This window comes from Ensifer adhaerens (assembly GCF_028993555.1).
In the GTDB taxonomy this organism is placed as follows: domain Bacteria; phylum Pseudomonadota; class Alphaproteobacteria; order Rhizobiales; family Rhizobiaceae; genus Ensifer; species Ensifer adhaerens_I.
In genome coordinates this window covers 343,337-358,917 of the sequence record NZ_CP118611.1, presented here as the reverse complement: position 1 = coordinate 358,917, position 15,581 = coordinate 343,337, and the positions used below count along the sequence as shown (strand labels likewise).

12 protein-coding genes are annotated in these 15,581 nt (G+C 60.3%); 8 read left to right on the top strand and 4 right to left on the bottom strand.

From position 1 onward, the window contains the following. Positions 1-20: 20 nt before the first annotated feature. Positions 21-2,444, bottom strand: a complete 2,424-nt coding sequence (locus PWG15_RS22030; RefSeq protein WP_275026117.1) for an arylsulfatase — start codon at positions 2,442-2,444, stop codon at positions 21-23. Positions 2,445-2,892: 448 nt separating this feature from the next. Beyond that, positions 2,893-3,816 (bottom strand): LysR family transcriptional regulator, encoded by a 924-nt coding sequence (locus tag PWG15_RS22025; RefSeq protein WP_275026116.1) that lies wholly within the window; start codon positions 3,814-3,816, stop codon positions 2,893-2,895. 199 nt (positions 3,817-4,015) lie between these two features. Here PWG15_RS22025 and lysA point away from each other — a divergent pair, with 199 nt between their 5' ends. The 8 genes from lysA to PWG15_RS21985 all read left to right on the top strand — a co-directional run bounded on the left by lysA (position 4,016) and on the right by PWG15_RS21985 (position 13,250). Further along, positions 4,016-5,365 carry a diaminopimelate decarboxylase gene (lysA, locus tag PWG15_RS22020; RefSeq protein ID WP_275027152.1) on the top strand — a complete coding sequence of 450 codons (1,350 nt, stop codon included), beginning with the start codon at positions 4,016-4,018 and terminating at the stop codon, positions 5,363-5,365. Positions 5,366-5,462: 97 nt separating this feature from the next. After that, a complete protein-coding gene (locus PWG15_RS22015; RefSeq protein ID WP_275026115.1) occupies positions 5,463-7,055 on the top strand; it encodes an ABC transporter substrate-binding protein in 1,593 nt (530 codons plus the stop codon). 115 nt (positions 7,056-7,170) lie between these two features. After that, positions 7,171-8,109 (top strand): ABC transporter permease, encoded by a 939-nt coding sequence (locus tag PWG15_RS22010; protein ID WP_275026114.1) that lies wholly within the window; start codon positions 7,171-7,173, stop codon positions 8,107-8,109. Then, a complete protein-coding gene (locus PWG15_RS22005; protein WP_275026113.1) occupies positions 8,106-8,996 on the top strand; it encodes an ABC transporter permease in 891 nt (296 codons plus the stop codon). Before PWG15_RS22010 ends, PWG15_RS22005 begins: the two co-directional genes overlap by 4 nt. 10 nt (positions 8,997-9,006) lie before the next feature. Continuing rightward, the gene (locus PWG15_RS22000) at positions 9,007-10,005 is read left to right on the top strand and encodes an ABC transporter ATP-binding protein (protein WP_275026112.1); all 999 of its coding nucleotides are present in this window, start codon (positions 9,007-9,009) and stop codon (positions 10,003-10,005) included. Beyond that, positions 10,002-10,976 (top strand): ABC transporter ATP-binding protein, encoded by a 975-nt coding sequence (locus PWG15_RS21995; RefSeq protein ID WP_275026110.1) that lies wholly within the window; start codon positions 10,002-10,004, stop codon positions 10,974-10,976. The genes PWG15_RS22000 and PWG15_RS21995 overlap by 4 nt, the downstream gene beginning before the upstream one ends. Next, positions 10,952-11,521: a L,D-transpeptidase family protein gene (locus tag PWG15_RS21990; protein ID WP_342457063.1), complete on the top strand. Its 570-nt coding sequence runs from the start codon at positions 10,952-10,954 to the stop codon at positions 11,519-11,521. The genes PWG15_RS21995 and PWG15_RS21990 overlap by 25 nt, the downstream gene beginning before the upstream one ends. 124 nt (positions 11,522-11,645) lie before the next feature. Further along, the gene (locus PWG15_RS21985; RefSeq protein WP_275026109.1) at positions 11,646-13,250 is read left to right on the top strand and encodes a D-aminopeptidase; all 1,605 of its coding nucleotides are present in this window, start codon (positions 11,646-11,648) and stop codon (positions 13,248-13,250) included. Between the two features lie 292 nt (positions 13,251-13,542). Here the strand turns inward: PWG15_RS21985 and PWG15_RS21980 are convergent, their stop codons facing one another. Both PWG15_RS21980 and PWG15_RS21975 read right to left on the bottom strand, forming a co-directional pair. Beyond that, positions 13,543-14,826 carry a HAMP domain-containing sensor histidine kinase gene (locus tag PWG15_RS21980; protein WP_275026108.1) on the bottom strand — a complete coding sequence of 428 codons (1,284 nt, stop codon included), beginning with the start codon at positions 14,824-14,826 and terminating at the stop codon, positions 13,543-13,545. Further along, positions 14,826-15,509 (bottom strand): response regulator transcription factor, encoded by a 684-nt coding sequence (locus tag PWG15_RS21975; RefSeq protein ID WP_275026107.1) that lies wholly within the window; start codon positions 15,507-15,509, stop codon positions 14,826-14,828. The genes PWG15_RS21980 and PWG15_RS21975 overlap by 1 nt, the downstream gene beginning before the upstream one ends. Between the last annotated feature and the right edge of the window lie 72 nt (positions 15,510-15,581).

Below are 15,581 nucleotides of genomic sequence, written 5' to 3'. Positions count from 1 at the left end.
CTCGCTATTCGGCTGAGCCTCTACGGCTTCAATTCAAAAGTCAGTAGGTCAATCTTTCCTGTGAAACGGAACGGCGCGTCATAGCGGTACTTCAGCAGTGCCACTCCCGTGCGGGTGTCTACACCGACGTCGAAGGTCTCATCCTCCGGGAACGTGACGGGGATGCCATGATCGATGCTGTTCTTGACGACTTCCTTCCCGTCCACCGACAGAACGCCTGAGCCGCCCGCTCCAAGTCCCTTTCCATCCGACTTGAAGTCGAAGACGATCGTATGCTTGCCGGGTGCGAGTTCCGGCCCCTCCCACATGGTGCGTTTGAGGTCGAGAAGATTGTAGAGGAACACGACCTTGCCTCGGCCGATACCCAGCTCTCCCTTGCTGAGGAAGAGTCCATAGCCGCCAAAGCGCCCGCCTTCCGTGACGATCATGCCTTCCGCGCCGTCCTCGGGTATGTCGACCTCAGCCGTGATCGTGTAGGACTTGTTCAAGGTGCTGGGTGCCGCACTGGCGGGCACACCGCTCAACTCACCGGAGTAGGTGAACTTCGTTCGTCCAGCGGTGAGGTTTGGGCGGGGGCTGTTCCAGCGGGCAAGCGTCGAGTTGTCGAGCGGCAGCACGTTGTACTTCTTCGCCTCCGAATAGAACAGGCCCTGCAGTTCCTTGAGCTTGTCGGGCATGCTGGCGGCGAGATCGGTGAACTGCGTCGGATCTTCGTCGACGTTGTAGAGCTCCCAGTTGTAGCCTGTAATCACGTCGGGAGGCGTTTTCGTGCTGAGTTCCCACGGCAGCGTCGCGGGTGTTGTCGCGGCGACCCATCCGTCGTGATAGATCGCTCGGTTTCCGAGCATTTCAAAGTACTGCGTTGTGTGCGTCGTCGGCGCTTCGGCATTCGCCTTATCCCAGGTGTAGGCCATGCTGACGCCTTCGATCGGCTCCTGCGTGATTCCGTTGATCGTCTGCGGTTGCGAAATGCCAGCCGCCTCGAGGATCGTCGGAACGATATCGATAAAGTGGTGGAACTGTCGGCGGATGCTGCCGGCATCATTGATGTGGCCTGGCCAGGACATGACCATACCCTGTGCCGTGCCGCCGAAATGCGACGGTACCTGCTTGACCCACTTGAAGGGGGTATCCATCGCCCAGGCCCAACCGGCCGCGAAATGCGGAAATGTCCGATCCGATCCCCAGAACGGATACCAGAGAAACTGATCCTTCACCGGGACCTCGACACCGTTGAATGTAGTGAACTCATTCGGAGTCCCATTGAGCATGCCCTCGGCACTCGCGCCGTTGTCGCCGCCAATGTAGATGATCAGGGTATTGTCGAGTTCTCCGAGATCCTCCACCGCCTGGAGGATCCGCCCGATTTCGTTGTCGGCATAGGCAAGATAGGCGGCGTAGACATCGGCCTGCCTGATGAACAGTTTCTTTTCCTCAAGGCCGAGCGTGTCCCATTGCGGCAACCCTTCCGGCCAGGGGGTCAGCTTCGCATTCTCGGGCATGATGCCGAGCCGCTTCTGATTGGCGAAAATCGTCTCGCGGACCTTGTTCCAGCCTTCGTCGAAAAGGTGCAGGTCGCTGATCTTCTTGATCCATTCGGGCGTCGGGTGATGCGGAGCGTGCGTGGCACCGGGCACGTAGTAGACGAACCAGGGTTTCTCCGGCGCGATCTCTTCAAGCTGTCTGACATACTGAATGGCCTCGTCGGCCATGGCCGTTTCGAGGTTCCAGTCCGGCTTGCCCTCGAACGGATAGATCGCAGTCGTGTTGCGGAAGAGGTTTGGTTGCCACTGGCTCGCATCACCGCCCACGAAACCGTAGAAATAGTCAAACCCCATGCCGGTCGGCCACTGGTTGAACGGTCCGGCCTGACTAGACTGATAGGACGGCGTGTTGTGGTTCTTGCCGAACCACGACGTGGCATAGCCATGCGACCGAAGGATCGTCGCAATCGTGCCCTTCTCTATAGGAATGATCGAATCGTAGCCCGGGTATCCGGTCGCAATCTCCCCGACGACGCCGTAGCCAACCGAATGGTGGTTGCGTCCGGTAATCAGCGCCGCACGAGAGGGCGAACACAACGATGTCGAGTGGAAGTTCGTAAAGCGAAGCCCCTCCTTGGCGATACGGTCCATCGCGGGCGTGGGAATGACGCCACCAAAGGTGCTCGGCGCGCCAAATCCCTGATCGTCAGTCATGATGAGCAGTACATTGGGCGCCCCCTTTGGCGGCACGATCCGCGGCGCCCACCAGGGCTTCGAGTCTGAGGCTTTCTCCTTGATCACGCCGCCAAACGCAGACGGTGGCGGCGGGAGTTGTTCTCCGGTGATCGTCGTCGTCGCTCCAGGAGCGCCAAGCGTACCCGATACCTGCTGCGCCCACACGGAAGTGCAACCCAGCGCGAAAAATGCCGCGCCCGCAAGCATGCTCTGACCAAATGTCATGGCGAACACCCCTACTGTCCCGATAGATTTTGCAGCGCTAATATACGCACATCACCGCTTGCGGGGAAGACGCCTCTCATCGGCGCACGTGCTCTGCTCAGCTGGGGCACCAGCGCCGGAAGCGACGAGGCGAAGGCAGTCAACAGGTCCGGACCCTCACTTTCAAATGCGCGGTCGGCATTGCGGCCAGCGAGGCGCGCCGCCGGGAGCATCCCCAATCGGGCACCGCCCTCCGACAGCCCTGGCGCCTCTCATCGGCTATGAGAAAGCCAAGGTGAGCCTCGTTGGACAGCGGCTGCGGTCGATCCTGTGGTGATCGATCAGCAGATGGCAGACTTGGTAAGGGCTGGCCTGCCAAAAAAACAGCGGTTTAACTACCCGCCATCAAGACATAGGCCAGCGGCTGTGCGACCGGTCATTGAGGGTTCAAGCCTTTTTTCATCTGAACCTAGATTTTATCCATCGCAGACAGCAGAGTGGCGCGCATCTCCTGAGCGACTTCTTTCAGCACGGACGTAAATTTCCCGGCAACCATTGAACCCGACTTGCGGGCCGGGCGCCAAACGGCAAGCGCATAGGGCACGCTAACGCTAAATCGTCTGAAAACCACGCCCTTTCCCAGATAGTTCGCGGCAGTCAACGGGTTGATGATCGACACGCCTACCCCAGCCGAGACCATCGAACATACACTTGCAGCCGTCGTCGTTTCGACGGCATAGCTGCGCGACACGCCCGCCGCGAAGAAGACATCATCCAGCTTTCGCCGATACGGATCGTCCTGCGAGAAGTAGACAAAGGGCACATCATTAAAATCATCCGGCGCGAGAAGCCTCTTTGCCGAGAGTGAATGGCCAACCGGTATTACGCAGACGAGCTCGCCAACGTCAATCTGCTGCGAGATGACCCCCTGATACTCGAACCGTCCTTCGGTAACTCCGAGATCGAATACGGTTGTCGCCATTTCGTGCTGCAATGACAGTTCCTCTAAAGAATGCAGCGAAAGATGAATGGCTGGACGCTGTTTCAGCAACCGTTGTGCTACTCGGGGAATGATGGCCTCGGCATAGGCCGGGATAGTGGCAACCCGACAGTTCGCCGCATTGTGGGTCCGTATCGCCGAAGCGGCGCGGCTGATTTCCTCCATGCCGACAAAGGCGCGACGCACGACCTCGTGCAGCAGAAGCGCCTGGTTGGTTGGCGTCAGCCGCTTGCCGAAACGAATGAAGAGCTCGAAGCCGATCCGCTGCTCCATGTCACGCAGTTCGCGGCTGATCGTCGGCTGCGACGTCCCCAGCGACGCAGCCGCTGCCGTCATGGTCTTGTTGATCATGATGGCGTTGAAAATCTCAAGTTGCCGTTGATTGAGCCGCATGGCCCATGCCTCGCACATATTTCTAGTTGAACGAAAGAGCCGTGAAAGCGGCTGTAAATGGCATCTGACTATTATATCAAATCCGAATAAGAACGCCGTAGCAATTATTTCCCTCCCGCAACAAGCTCTGGAATCATCCCCCCAATGCACGGGTGGGACCAATAATTGTGATGGGCAGATGACAAATCGCGCGGAACCGATGAAAAATGATCGCGACAACGACCGAAATTGGCTCTCTTATCGCAATCGCGAGCTATATATCGAGGATGTCTGTTTGAGCGCAGTCGCGCATGCAGTGCCGACACCTTTCTATTGCTATTCCGCAGATGCCATCCGCTCCGCCTACGGGCGCCTCGCCGCCGCCGTCGATCCAATCGGAGTGTCCATCTGTTTCGCGGTCAAGGCCAACAGCAACATCTCTGTGCTGCGCCTGCTTGGCGAATTGGGCTGCGGCATGGACATCGTCTCCGGCGGCGAACTGGAGCGCGCGCTCGCTGCCGGCGTACCAGCGTCGAGAATCATCTTCTCGGGCGTCGGCAAGACCCGCGACGAAATCGCTCGTGCCCTTGAGGTCGGCATCCACCAGCTCAACGTCGAGTCGCCTGCGGAAATTGCGGCCATAGCCGAGGTTGCCCGCGGGCTGGGCAAGCGTGCGCCCATCGCAATTCGCGTCAATCCCGACGTCGATGCGAAGACCCACGCGAAGATCACCACGGCAACGAAGGAAAGCAAGTTCGGGATCGCGATCGGCGATGTGGCCGACATCTACGCAGAGGCGGCAGCGATGCCGGAACTGGAGGCGCTCGGCGTCGCCGTCCACATCGGATCGCAGATCCAGGATATGGCACCGTTCCGACGCGCCTTCACCGCGATGGCCGAGTTGGTAGCGTCGATGCGGAAGCGGGGCCTCGTCGTCCCTCGTCTCGATCTCGGAGGCGGCATCGGTATCGCCGTCGGCAGCGGTGCCGGTCCTGACATCGAGGAGTATGCGGGGATCATCGCCGAGACGGTTGGCCAACTTGGCTGCGAAGTGACCGTGGAACCGGGGCGATGGCTGGTCGGCCGGGCAGGTCTGCTTGTGACCGAACTCCTTTACATGAAAGACATGCCAAACAGCATCATGGGAATTCTCGATGCGGGAATGAACGACCTGATGCGTCCGGCGCTCTACGACGCGCTCCATCCCGTCCTGCCCCTTCGCGAGCCGCGCGCTGGCGAGCAGACGCACACCTACAGCCTCGTCGGACCAATCTGCGAGAGTTCCGACAAATTCGGATCCTACGAAGGACTTGGCCGCTTAGGCGCGGGCGACGTGCTCGCCCTTGACTGTGCCGGAGCCTATGGCGCGTCGATGGCGTCAACGTACAACTCCCGCGATCTCGTGGCGGAGGTCCTTGTCGATGGGAACCGCTTCAGGACGATCCGCCATCGGCAAGGAATAGCCGAGATGCTGAAGCTCGAGAAAGCGGGCGAATGGCAGCTTTCGAGCCCGACGGGGAAGGAAGCAGCCGAAACCGTACCAGCGAAGGCGCTTGGACGCGGATGGTAGCAAGCTGAACTTGGCCGGACATTCGTCCGGCATCAAGACAGCCGGGCAGCGGGCTACTCGACCCGTTTTCCGGATGGGGAACTAAGAAAAGAAGGGAATGGAAATGCTCAATAAGGTCAAATTCCTGATGGCAACGGGGCTTGTGACGCTCGCTCTGGCGTCCAACAGCCTTGCGGCCGATCACGTCCTGCGGATCGCCTACCAGGAGGATCCGAAGACGATCGACGTCCAGATGACGCAGGACTTCTATACCCTGCCTCTCAACGTCTACGACCGCCTCGTAGAAGCGGAGACAAGCGGTCCCGGGCAGACGCAGCTGGTGCCGGGCCTTGCCGAGCGATGGGAAGTCTCCGACGACGCAAAGACCTACACGTTCCATCTGCGCCAAGGCGTGCTCTTCCACAACGGTGAGGAGCTGACGGCAGACGACGTGGTCTACACGTTCGATCGCATGCTCAACCCCAAGACCAAGGCACTGAGCACCGATATTCTCAACTTCGTTGACGGGGCAACCGAGCGTCTGGAAGGAACGGCCACTTCGGTTCCCGGCTTGCAGGTGGTCGACAAATACACCGTCAAGATTGTCCTGAAAGAGCCCTACGCGGCCTTCATCGCACTTCTCGCCAGCCCTGGCGCCTCGATCTACAACAAGAAATTCACCGAACCGCTCGGCGACCAGTACGGTCTGACGCCCGAGACGACCAATGGCACCGGCCCCTTCGTGTTGAAGGAATACAACCTCAACGACAATCAGATCCTCGAAGCCAACGAAAAGTACTTCAAGGGCCGTCCGAAGCTCGACCAAATCATCATCCGCGTCGTCGCCGACTCCGAAACACTGCGGCTCCTCTTCGAATCGGGCGAGCTGGATGTTTTCGACATCGACTACGCACCTACGCAACTGCCCTACTTCGCCAGCAGCGACCAGTGGAAAGACCAGGTTCGTTCCGGCCCCCGCGTCGGCATGTACTACTACCACATCAATCAGGCGCTGAAGCCTTTCGACGACGTTCGCGTCCGCAAGGCCTTCCAGATGGCCATCAACCGCGACGAAATTCTCCAGAAGAATTTCTATGGCAAAGGTGCGATCGAAAACGGGGTTATCCCGCGCGGCATCAGCTGTTACACGGCTGCCACGCCCATCGAATACAACCCTGCAAAGGCGAAGCAGCTTCTGGCCGAGGCGGGCTATCCCAATGGCGTAGACATCAACCTCACACAGGTCAGCAGCTGGTCGTCGAAATGGTCCGACATGAACCAGATCATCCAGGCCCAGATCAAGGAAGCCGGCTTCAACGCCCAGATCAAGACGATGGATGAATCGGCCTACTTTGCCAGCCGCAAGGCCGGCACGGTCGACAACTACACGCAGAACTGGTCTGCGGACTTCAACGATCCCGACAACTTCTTCTACACCTTCTTCAGCAAGAGCGGGACGGCCGTCCGGGGCTACAACAACAACGACGAAGAGGTCTTCGCGGCACTCGACAAGGCCCGCTCGATGACCAACGCCGAGGAGCGCTGTGCGCTCTATCAGAAGATGACTGACCGGATCGTCCAGGAAGATGCAGCGTGGGTGCCGCTGTTCAGTCTCGATCACGCCTATGTGGTCCAGCCGCGGGTCAAGAACTTCGTGGTGCCGTGGAACGGCTGGAGCGATATGAGCTACTACAAGATGGAAGTCGAATAAGACGTTTTCGGTGGGCGGGCGTTGTCTTCAACGCCCGCCCACTCGTCCCTTCCCTCGTAGGACCAACCTCCCCACGCCTTCCATTGCCGCAATGCACAATGAAAGAACTCTTTCGATGCTGACCTTCGTGATAAAGCGCATCGCGATCTCGATCCCTGTTCTGATCGGCATCACGGCGCTGCTCTTCATCATGCTCAACGTGATCCCCGGCGACCCGATCGCACTGCTGATGAAGGAGCATGCGAGCGCCGACGTCATCGAACGCGTGCGTGCCCAGATGCATCTCGATGATCCGCTCCTGACACGATACTTCAGGTTCCTCTTCGCTGCCGTCCAGGGTGATCTCGGTGTGTCGATCAAACTCAACCGCGATGTGACGACGCTCATTCTCAACGCCTTCCCGAATACTCTCATCCTTACGATTTGCGCTGCCCTTGTTTCCTGGATCATCGGTATCCCGGTTGGCGTGTTGTCGGCCGTGCGCCGTGACTCACTGCTCGATCATCTCTTCATGGGTTTCTCGCTCGTGGGCGTGTCGATGCCGATCTTCTGGTCGGCCCTGCTGATGCAATACGTCTTTGCCCTGAAGCTGAAATGGCTGCCCGTATCGGGCTTCTACGGCTACCAGTACGTCATCATGCCAGCCATCGTCCTCGGCTGGAGTTCGGCCGGCGTCATCGCCCGTCTCACGCGCTCCAGTCTTCTCGAAGTGATGCGCCATGACTATATCCGCACCGCGCGCGCCAAGGGGCTTCGCGAACTCCTTGTGATCCGACGGCACGCGCTGAAGAACGCCCTCATACCTGTTGTTACGATCATGGCGATCCAGGTCGCGGGTCTTCTTTCGGGTGCAGTCATCACCGAGGCCATCTTCGGCATCCCCGGAGTGGGCCGCATTTCGGTCAACGCCATTCAGGCGCGCGACATGCCTCTTCTGCAGGGCTCGGTTCTCTTTGCCACCGTGCTCGTCATTCTTGGCAATCTCGTCGCCGATGTTCTCTATTCGATACTCGACCCCCGCATTCGCAATGAAATGAAGGGAGGTTCGAAATGACGCACTTGGCCGAAACCACAGAGGATTTCATCGACGAAGCCGGCAACGACAGCTTCCTGCGTGACGGCATCAGGATTTTTGCAAGAAATCGCATGGCGATGGCTGGATTGATCCTGGTCGGGCTTCTTGTGTTCGTGGCGCTTTTCGTTCCCCTCATCAGCCCGCATGACCCCTATCGGGTCGCGCTCGACGAGCAATTCCTGGCACCGTCCGCCACCTATTGGCTGGGCACGGACAATTTCGGCCGGGACCTCCTGACCCGTATCCTCTACGGCGCACGAATCTCGCTGATCGTTGGCATCGTGCCAACGTTCATCTCCCTGGTGATCGGCGCTGTCCTTGGCGTTGTCAGCGGATATTTCGGGGGGCGGGTCGATTTCACGATCATGCGGCTCGCCGACATGATGATCGCTTTCCCGTCGCTGCTCCTGGCGATGGTGGTGATGTATACGCTTGGTGCGAACCTCTTCAACATCTTCATCGCATTGAGCCTTGTCGGTTGGGCCGGTATCGCGCGCGTGGTGCGGGCCCAGACACTTGCGGTCAAGGAGAAGGAGTTCATCGAGGCCGCCCGAGCGAATGGCACGAAGAAGGCCACGATCATGATCCGCCACATCTTCCCAAATGTCGTCCCGACCCTGATCGTCCTGTTCTCGCTCAGCATTCCTGAGGCAATCATGTGGGAATCAAGCCTCAGCTTCCTCGGGGTGGGCGTCCAGCCGCCGGAGGCGAGTTGGGGCCTGTTGGTGGCGAAGGGCAAGGAATACATCTTCTCCGCTCCACTGGTTGCCATCATGCCCGGCGTGGCGATCCTGATAACGGTGCTGGCATTCAATTTTGTCGGCGACGGGTTGCGCGACGCGCTCGACCCTTACATGAAAGACTGAGGGCGCGGCGATGACAGATCAAACTCCCCTGCTCAGCGTGCGTAACCTTCGCACCGAATTCAAGTCACAGAAGGGACCTGTCCAGGTCGTCGACGGTGTCTCGTTCGACGTCGGCCGAGGGCGAATTGTCGGCCTGGTCGGCGAGTCCGGCTCGGGTAAAAGCATGACGGCGCTGTCGCTGATGGGGCTCGTGCCGTCGCCGCCGGGAACGGTGAACGCCGACAGCATCATGCTCAACGGGACCGATCTGGCGCGACTGAGCAGCGACGAGTTGCGGCGCTGGCGCGGACGCGAAGTCGCGATGGTTTTCCAGGAGCCCATGACGTCGCTGAACCCGGTCAAGACCATGGTTCAGCAGGTTGGCGAGCCGCTCGCCATCCACACCAACCTGACCAAACGCGCTATTCGCGAAAAAGTCCTCCACATGTTTGAGACCGTCGGGATCCCGGAGCCAGCGGCGCGCCTCGATGTTTACCCTCATCAGTTGTCGGGCGGCCTGAGGCAGCGGGCAATGATCGCCATGGGACTGATTTGCGAGCCAAAGCTTCTAATCGCAGATGAGCCCACGACGGCGCTCGACGTGACGATCCAGGCGCAGATCCTGCGCCTGATGATGGCGCTGCGCGACAGGGTCGGAACCGCAATTGTCATGATCACGCACGACCTCGGGATCATCGCCGAGATGTGCGACGAGGTGAACGTGATGTACGCCGGCCAGATTGTCGAACAAGCCAATGTCTTCGACCTCTTCGATCGGCCGTCGCATCCTTATACGAGAGGCCTCCTCGCATCGATCCCGAAAGCGACGGAGAAACGCACCACGGCGCGTTTGAACAGCATTCCAGGGGTGGTCCCCAATCTGGCAAAACTCCCCGTTGGTTGTCGTTTCCATCCGCGATGCGCCGACGCAATGCCGATTTGCCAGGTGAAACAGCCCGAGCTCACCGAGCTCGGCAACGGGCACAAGGTCCGCTGTTGGATGCATGACAGAAAGGAAGGGAAAGCGTGAGCGACGTCCTGATTTCCACCGAGGCACTGAGCAAGCACTATTCTATCGGCTCGGGCGTCTTCCGATCGCAACGTCGGGTGGTTCGCGCAGTCGACGGGATCGACCTCGAAATCCGCGAGAGGGAGACCTTCGCGCTGGTCGGGGAATCAGGCTGTGGCAAGACAACGCTCGGCCGCGTGATGCTGCGCCTTATCGAGCGGACCGACGGCACCGTGCGGTATCGCGGCCAGGATCTTCACGCGCTCGACGAATCCGCGATGCGGGCGATGCGCAAGAAGCTGCAGATCGTCTTCCAGGATCCGTTCGCCTCGCTTAATCCCAGAATGCGGGTCAAGGACATTCTGGCCGAACCGCTGCGTTCGCACGGTTTCGGCACCGCGGCCGAGATCGAAGCGCGCTGCGGCGAGCTGCTCGACATGGTTGGGCTGCGCCGGCATCTGCTCAATCGCTATCCACATCAGTTCAGTGGCGGGCAGCGGCAGCGTATCGGCATCGCGCGCGCACTGGCCAACAACCCCGAGTTCGTCGTCTGCGATGAGGCCGTCTCTGCGCTCGATGTGTCGATCCAGGCGCAGGTGCTCAACCTGCTACGCGATCTCCAGGAACGGCTGCAGCTCACCTACCTCTTTATCACGCACGATCTGAGCGTGGTCCGCCAGTTCGCAGACAGGGTGGGTGTGATGTTCCTCGGGCGCATGGTTGAGGTTGGGACAACGGAGGAGATTTTCTCCAGTCCGCGTCACCCCTACACGATGTTCCTGATTTCCGCTGTTCCGCGCGCCGATCCGCATCAACGCAATCGCGAGCGGCCGATGCTGGTCGGTGATATTCCAAGTCCCATGAACCTGCCGTCCGGCTGTCGGTTCCAGACGCGCTGCCCCTTTGCGCAGGCAATCTGTCGGTCCGAAGAGCCGGCGCTCTCGGCTCGCGACGGCCGGGCGGTCGCATGTCATTTTCCCCTGGACCAGTGATCCGGAATTTTCAGAAAGGACCGTACGTGGATTTGATCGTATCGCGAACCGAAGGTGGCTGGCAGGCCGTGTATGGCGACAGGCACTGGCGTTGCGCTATAGGCCGAGGCGGATTGCGCGCAGCGAGGGAGAAGGTTGAGGGCGACGGCGCAAGCCCCATCGGGCGCTGGCCGATCCGACAGGTTTTCTATCGCGCTGATCGGATGGAGAAGCCGCCATCGCCATTTCCCTGCCGCGCTATCGATCGGTTAGACGGCTGGTGCGACGACCCTTCGCATCCGGACTATAATCGCCAAGTCAAGCTACCCTTTGCTGCGAGCCATGAGGAGCTGTGGATGGACGACGACATCTACGATGTCATCGTCGTCCTCGGGCACAATGACGAGCCGCCGGTCGCCGGCGCGGGAAGCGCCATCTTCCTGCATATTGCGCGGCCCGACTACGCGCCGACGGCAGGATGCGCGGCCCTTCGGCGCGAAGACCTGCTCACTTTCCTGACGCTCGCCGAGCCCTCCACGCATCTGTCTTTTTCCGAAGCCGATTGAAGAAGGTCCGGCGTGGCGCGTTGATGGCAGCACAACGTCGGGTCGCGACGATCAGTCGTTCTACGGTCTCGGCGCCGCGCGGATCCAATTCCTTTAGTTCTACGCATTTCCCCAGAGCGGTGCCATGACAACCATTGACGAAGCCGCGTTGGAGCGGATGCTAAACCTTCTGCCGCTTCGTTATAAGGGGCCCGGCGGGGTTGCCGGTGTCGTGAAGGACGGGCAAGTCATCGCCCGCCGTGCCTGGGGATTTGCAGACATGTATCGCAGGCTGCCCATGACAGCCGAGACCCGTCTGCCAATCTGCTCGATCTCCAAGCAATTCACCTGCGCGCTTCTCCTGGATCAGTTCGATGATCCTTCGTCGCTCGATGCACGGGTCGGGGATTTTCTACCCCTCTATCGGGATCTCTTGCCAACCGTGGAGCAACTTTGCCACAATCAATCGGGCCTGCGCGACTATTGGGCGATGACCGTGCTGCAGGGTGCACAACCCGAAGCAGAATTTGCTCGGGAACGCGCATTGCCCTTCATTGCTCGTTCGAAGACCGGCCAATTCCCCGCTGGTGCGATCTACTCCTATAACAACGCCAACTACCGCATTCTGGCAGAAATAATCGAACGCGAAACCGGACGTGCTCTCAGCGATCTGCTGAAGGAACGGATTTTTGCGCCTGCCGGGATGAAGACCGCCACGCTCTGCCCGGACACGCGGTTCCCGCTCGACGATGTGATCGGCTACGAGGGCAACGACGATGTCGGGTTTCTCCCGGCGCAAAATGGCGTCTACTGGTTCGGAGATGCCGGGATCGCGGCATCCCTTGACGACATGCTCGCCTGGGAAATTCATATCGACGCAACGCGCGATGACCCGAACGGCCTGTACAACCGCATATCGGCGCCGGTGACCTATCGCGACGGATCTCCCGCCAGCTACGGCTTCGGGCTGCGCCGTGACAATCTCGACGGCGTGAAGATCACCGGCCATGGTGGCGGCCTGCGGGGTTTCAGCTCGTTTCGACTTCACGCCGCAAAGGAGCGACTGTCGGTCGTCGTGATGTTCAATCACGACACCAGCACGTTTGGAGGGGCAGTCGCCCTCCTGGATGCCGCCCTTGGCCGTGTTTCCGAAGTTGACGCTGCTCGCCCCGAGAACTGGGACGGCCTCTGGCTCGACGAGGAGCAGGGCCTTGTCGTTAGAACCGTTCAGGACGTCTCCGGCATCAAGCTTCACTACGCTCCCTCCGCGGCGCGCCTCACCGTGTCTGCCGACGGCATCGCCCGTGGCCACGCACTTACGGTAAAAAAAGATGGCGATAGCCTCGTCATGCAGCGTGAAAGCGAGAACCTCGAGGTGATCGCCCGCCCATTGGCGGCCATAGAATGGGCCGATGGCGCCGAAATCGCCGGCTGCTATTGGTCGGACGAGCTCGAAGCGCATCTTGAAATCGAGGCCCGCGACGGTGCCGTTTACGCCATGTTCCATGGAATGCTCGGCACAGGCCCGATGGAACGCATGTACGCTCTGGCCGAGGACATCTGGATCATCACGACAAGGCGCTCGATGGACGCGGCTCCCCCTGGAGATTGGACCGTTCAGGTAGAACGCAGTTCCACCGGTAGCATTTCCGGTCTCACGATCGGTTGCTGGCTCGCTCGGAAAATCAGCTATCGGCGTGACAGCCAGCGAATGGCTGGCTTCCGAGATTCTCTGTCGGCAGTGGCCTGAGTTGAACAAACGAGACTTTCATTTGCCCACCGTGGCAACGCACTTGTCTCAAGCAGATCCTGCGCACCGGCCACAACGCGCAAGAGCGTGTCCGCCCCCGCAAAGCACCGGTCGGGTCTGAAGACGCGTGGATACGGCCGACTGGGCATAGAGACTCGACATGCGGGTGCCCTTCTCAACGGCAATTCCAGGAAAAGTGTGATGCGGTTCCGTCAGGAATTGCGTAGCTTCAAAGTTCCAGGCACGTTTGGACGGTGTGCCTCGCCCTGCTGCCGGCGGATAACCCTGAAGCCTAGACCGATGCACCATTCTGCCGAGCCCTTGGGAGCTCCAGCACAATCGTCAGCCCCCCCACTTCTGCGATCGAGGCTTCAACGGCTCCGCCGTGCCACTCGATGGCCTGTTTGGTAATGGCAAGGCCAAGCCCATAGCCGCCGGTCGTGCTGGCGGCCTCTCCGCGGGAGAATGGGTGGAAGATCCGGCCGAGCTCGGCTGCGGCCACGCCCTGTCCTTGGTCCGAGATCGTGATGCGCAATCGGTCGTTCTCGATCCTCGAGACGACAGAAACCTGCGTGTGGTCGGCAGTATACTTGACGGCATTGCGCACGACATTCTCGATGGCCCGATAGATCAACTCGCCATTAACGTCGGCGACAAAGGCTCCCGCCCGATCATGATTGACCCGGATATCGCGACTTTGCGCCTCGAACGCCGCATCGGCGACAATGTCGTCGAGAATGTCGATGACATCGAGCGTCTGCACCTCGAGCGCATCCTTTGATTGGTCCGTAAGGCGTGCGAGCGTGAGGATCTCGCCGACGAGGCCGTCGATGCGCTCGATCTCCCGGACCATTCGCCCCATTACCGTCTCAAGCTTCGCGGGGTTCTGTTCCAGCACACCGATGGCGGCGCGCAGGCGCGAAAGGGGCGAACGCAATTCATGGGACACGTCGTGAAAAAGCCGCTGCTGCACCTTCTGCATTTCCTCGAGCCGCGCAGCACTCACATCGAAGTCATGCGCGAGGGCAGCGACTTCATCCCTGCGTCCGCCCATCCTATCGCCGATACGCACATCGAAACGGCCGGCGGCAAGCGCGCTCAGCCCGTTGCGTAAGTACTCCACCGGGCCGAGGAGATAGCGCGCCAGCAGATAGGCGGCGATCGCGGCGGCGAGAAACGCCGAGAGCCACGGCACGAACCGGGGCAAGATTCGCGAAAAGGGTCCGTCCCCACGCTCCCTGAGGGCAACGCGGTAACAGATGTCGCCGTTCCTGACGATCCGCGTGCCTTCGGCCGGCGCCTGCGCACACTCGCCGGAGCTCGACACCGACGAAACCGCGAGCAGGACCGGCGTCGAGGCTCTCGCCGCTTCGGATATGAAGGCTTCGGCCGCGCCGAGCCCCTGTTTTTCAAGAAGCCGCGCCGCAACGTCGAGTGTAAGAGCCTGTTGCCCCTGTTCCACTTCACGCGAGAACGGCACGACCTGAAGGAAGGCGAGCACGGTGATCAATACGGCAATCGAACCGGTCAGCGTCAGCCAGATGACCGCAAAGAACTTCCAGAACAGCCGACGCATCAGCGGTCCTGCACGAGTTGGTAGCCCTGGCCTCGGACCGACTGGATCCACGATTGGCCGTCCTCGCGCGCGCCAAGCTTCTGGCGGACACTGCTGATGTGGACGTCGATCCGTCGGTCGAACGGGGTCAGCGCCCGGCCGAAAGCCCGCTTGGAAATCTCCTGTTTGGGTACGAGCTGGCCGACACTGCGGGCCAACACCTCGAGCAGGCTGAATTCGGTACCGGTCAGTTCGAGCGGTTTCCCGCGCCATTCCGCAGTCCGGCTTGCCGGGTGGAGGACGAGGTCGCCGGCCCGTAAGACCTCCGACACGGGTGCCGAGCGGCCTGCGCGGCGCAGAATAGCGCGCAGCCGCGCCGCCAGTTCACCAGGCGAACAGGGTTTCGGCACATAGTCGTCAGCGCCAAGGTTCAAACCGGCAATCCGGTCGGCATCGTCGCCCTTGGCCGTCAACATCAGGATTGGCACGGCGCTGGTGCGACGAATACGCTGAAGAAGCTCGATCCCGTTCATCTTCGGCATCATGATATCAAGCACGACGATATCGACCGCATTCGACGCAGTCAGCCCGATTGCCATGCGGCCGTCCTCGGTGGTGACGACGGAAAACCCTTCCTCCTCCAGGTACTCCTTCAGAAGCGTCGTGAGTTCCGTGTCGTCGTCGACCAGAAGGACCTTTTCCATGTTCAGCGCCTCCTCATGTGCAAGGAACGAATATACGACGACACCGCCCCAGGCACTGGATTTTACCTAACT

Excerpts from the sequence above, each read along its gene's own strand:
- PWG15_RS22030 (WP_275026117.1), bottom strand. The coding sequence starts at position 2,444 with ATGACATTTGGTCAGAGCATGCTTGCGGGCGCGGCATTTTTCGCGCTG.
- PWG15_RS22025 (WP_275026116.1), bottom strand. The coding sequence starts at position 3,816 with ATGCGGCTCAATCAACGGCAACTTGAGATTTTCAACGCCATCATGATC.
- lysA (WP_275027152.1), top strand. The coding sequence starts at position 4,016 with ATGAAAAATGATCGCGACAACGACCGAAATTGGCTCTCTTATCGCAAT.
- PWG15_RS22015 (WP_275026115.1), top strand. The coding sequence starts at position 5,463 with ATGGAAATGCTCAATAAGGTCAAATTCCTGATGGCAACGGGGCTTGTG.
- PWG15_RS22010 (WP_275026114.1), top strand. The coding sequence starts at position 7,171 with ATGCTGACCTTCGTGATAAAGCGCATCGCGATCTCGATCCCTGTTCTG.
- PWG15_RS22005 (WP_275026113.1), top strand. The coding sequence starts at position 8,106 with ATGACGCACTTGGCCGAAACCACAGAGGATTTCATCGACGAAGCCGGC.
- PWG15_RS22000 (WP_275026112.1), top strand. The coding sequence starts at position 9,007 with ATGACAGATCAAACTCCCCTGCTCAGCGTGCGTAACCTTCGCACCGAA.
- PWG15_RS21990 (WP_342457063.1), top strand. The coding sequence starts at position 10,952 with ATGTCATTTTCCCCTGGACCAGTGATCCGGAATTTTCAGAAAGGACCG.
- PWG15_RS21985 (WP_275026109.1), top strand. The coding sequence starts at position 11,646 with ATGACAACCATTGACGAAGCCGCGTTGGAGCGGATGCTAAACCTTCTG.
- PWG15_RS21980 (WP_275026108.1), bottom strand. The coding sequence starts at position 14,826 with ATGCGTCGGCTGTTCTGGAAGTTCTTTGCGGTCATCTGGCTGACGCTG.
- PWG15_RS21975 (WP_275026107.1), bottom strand. The coding sequence starts at position 15,509 with ATGGAAAAGGTCCTTCTGGTCGACGACGACACGGAACTCACGACGCTT.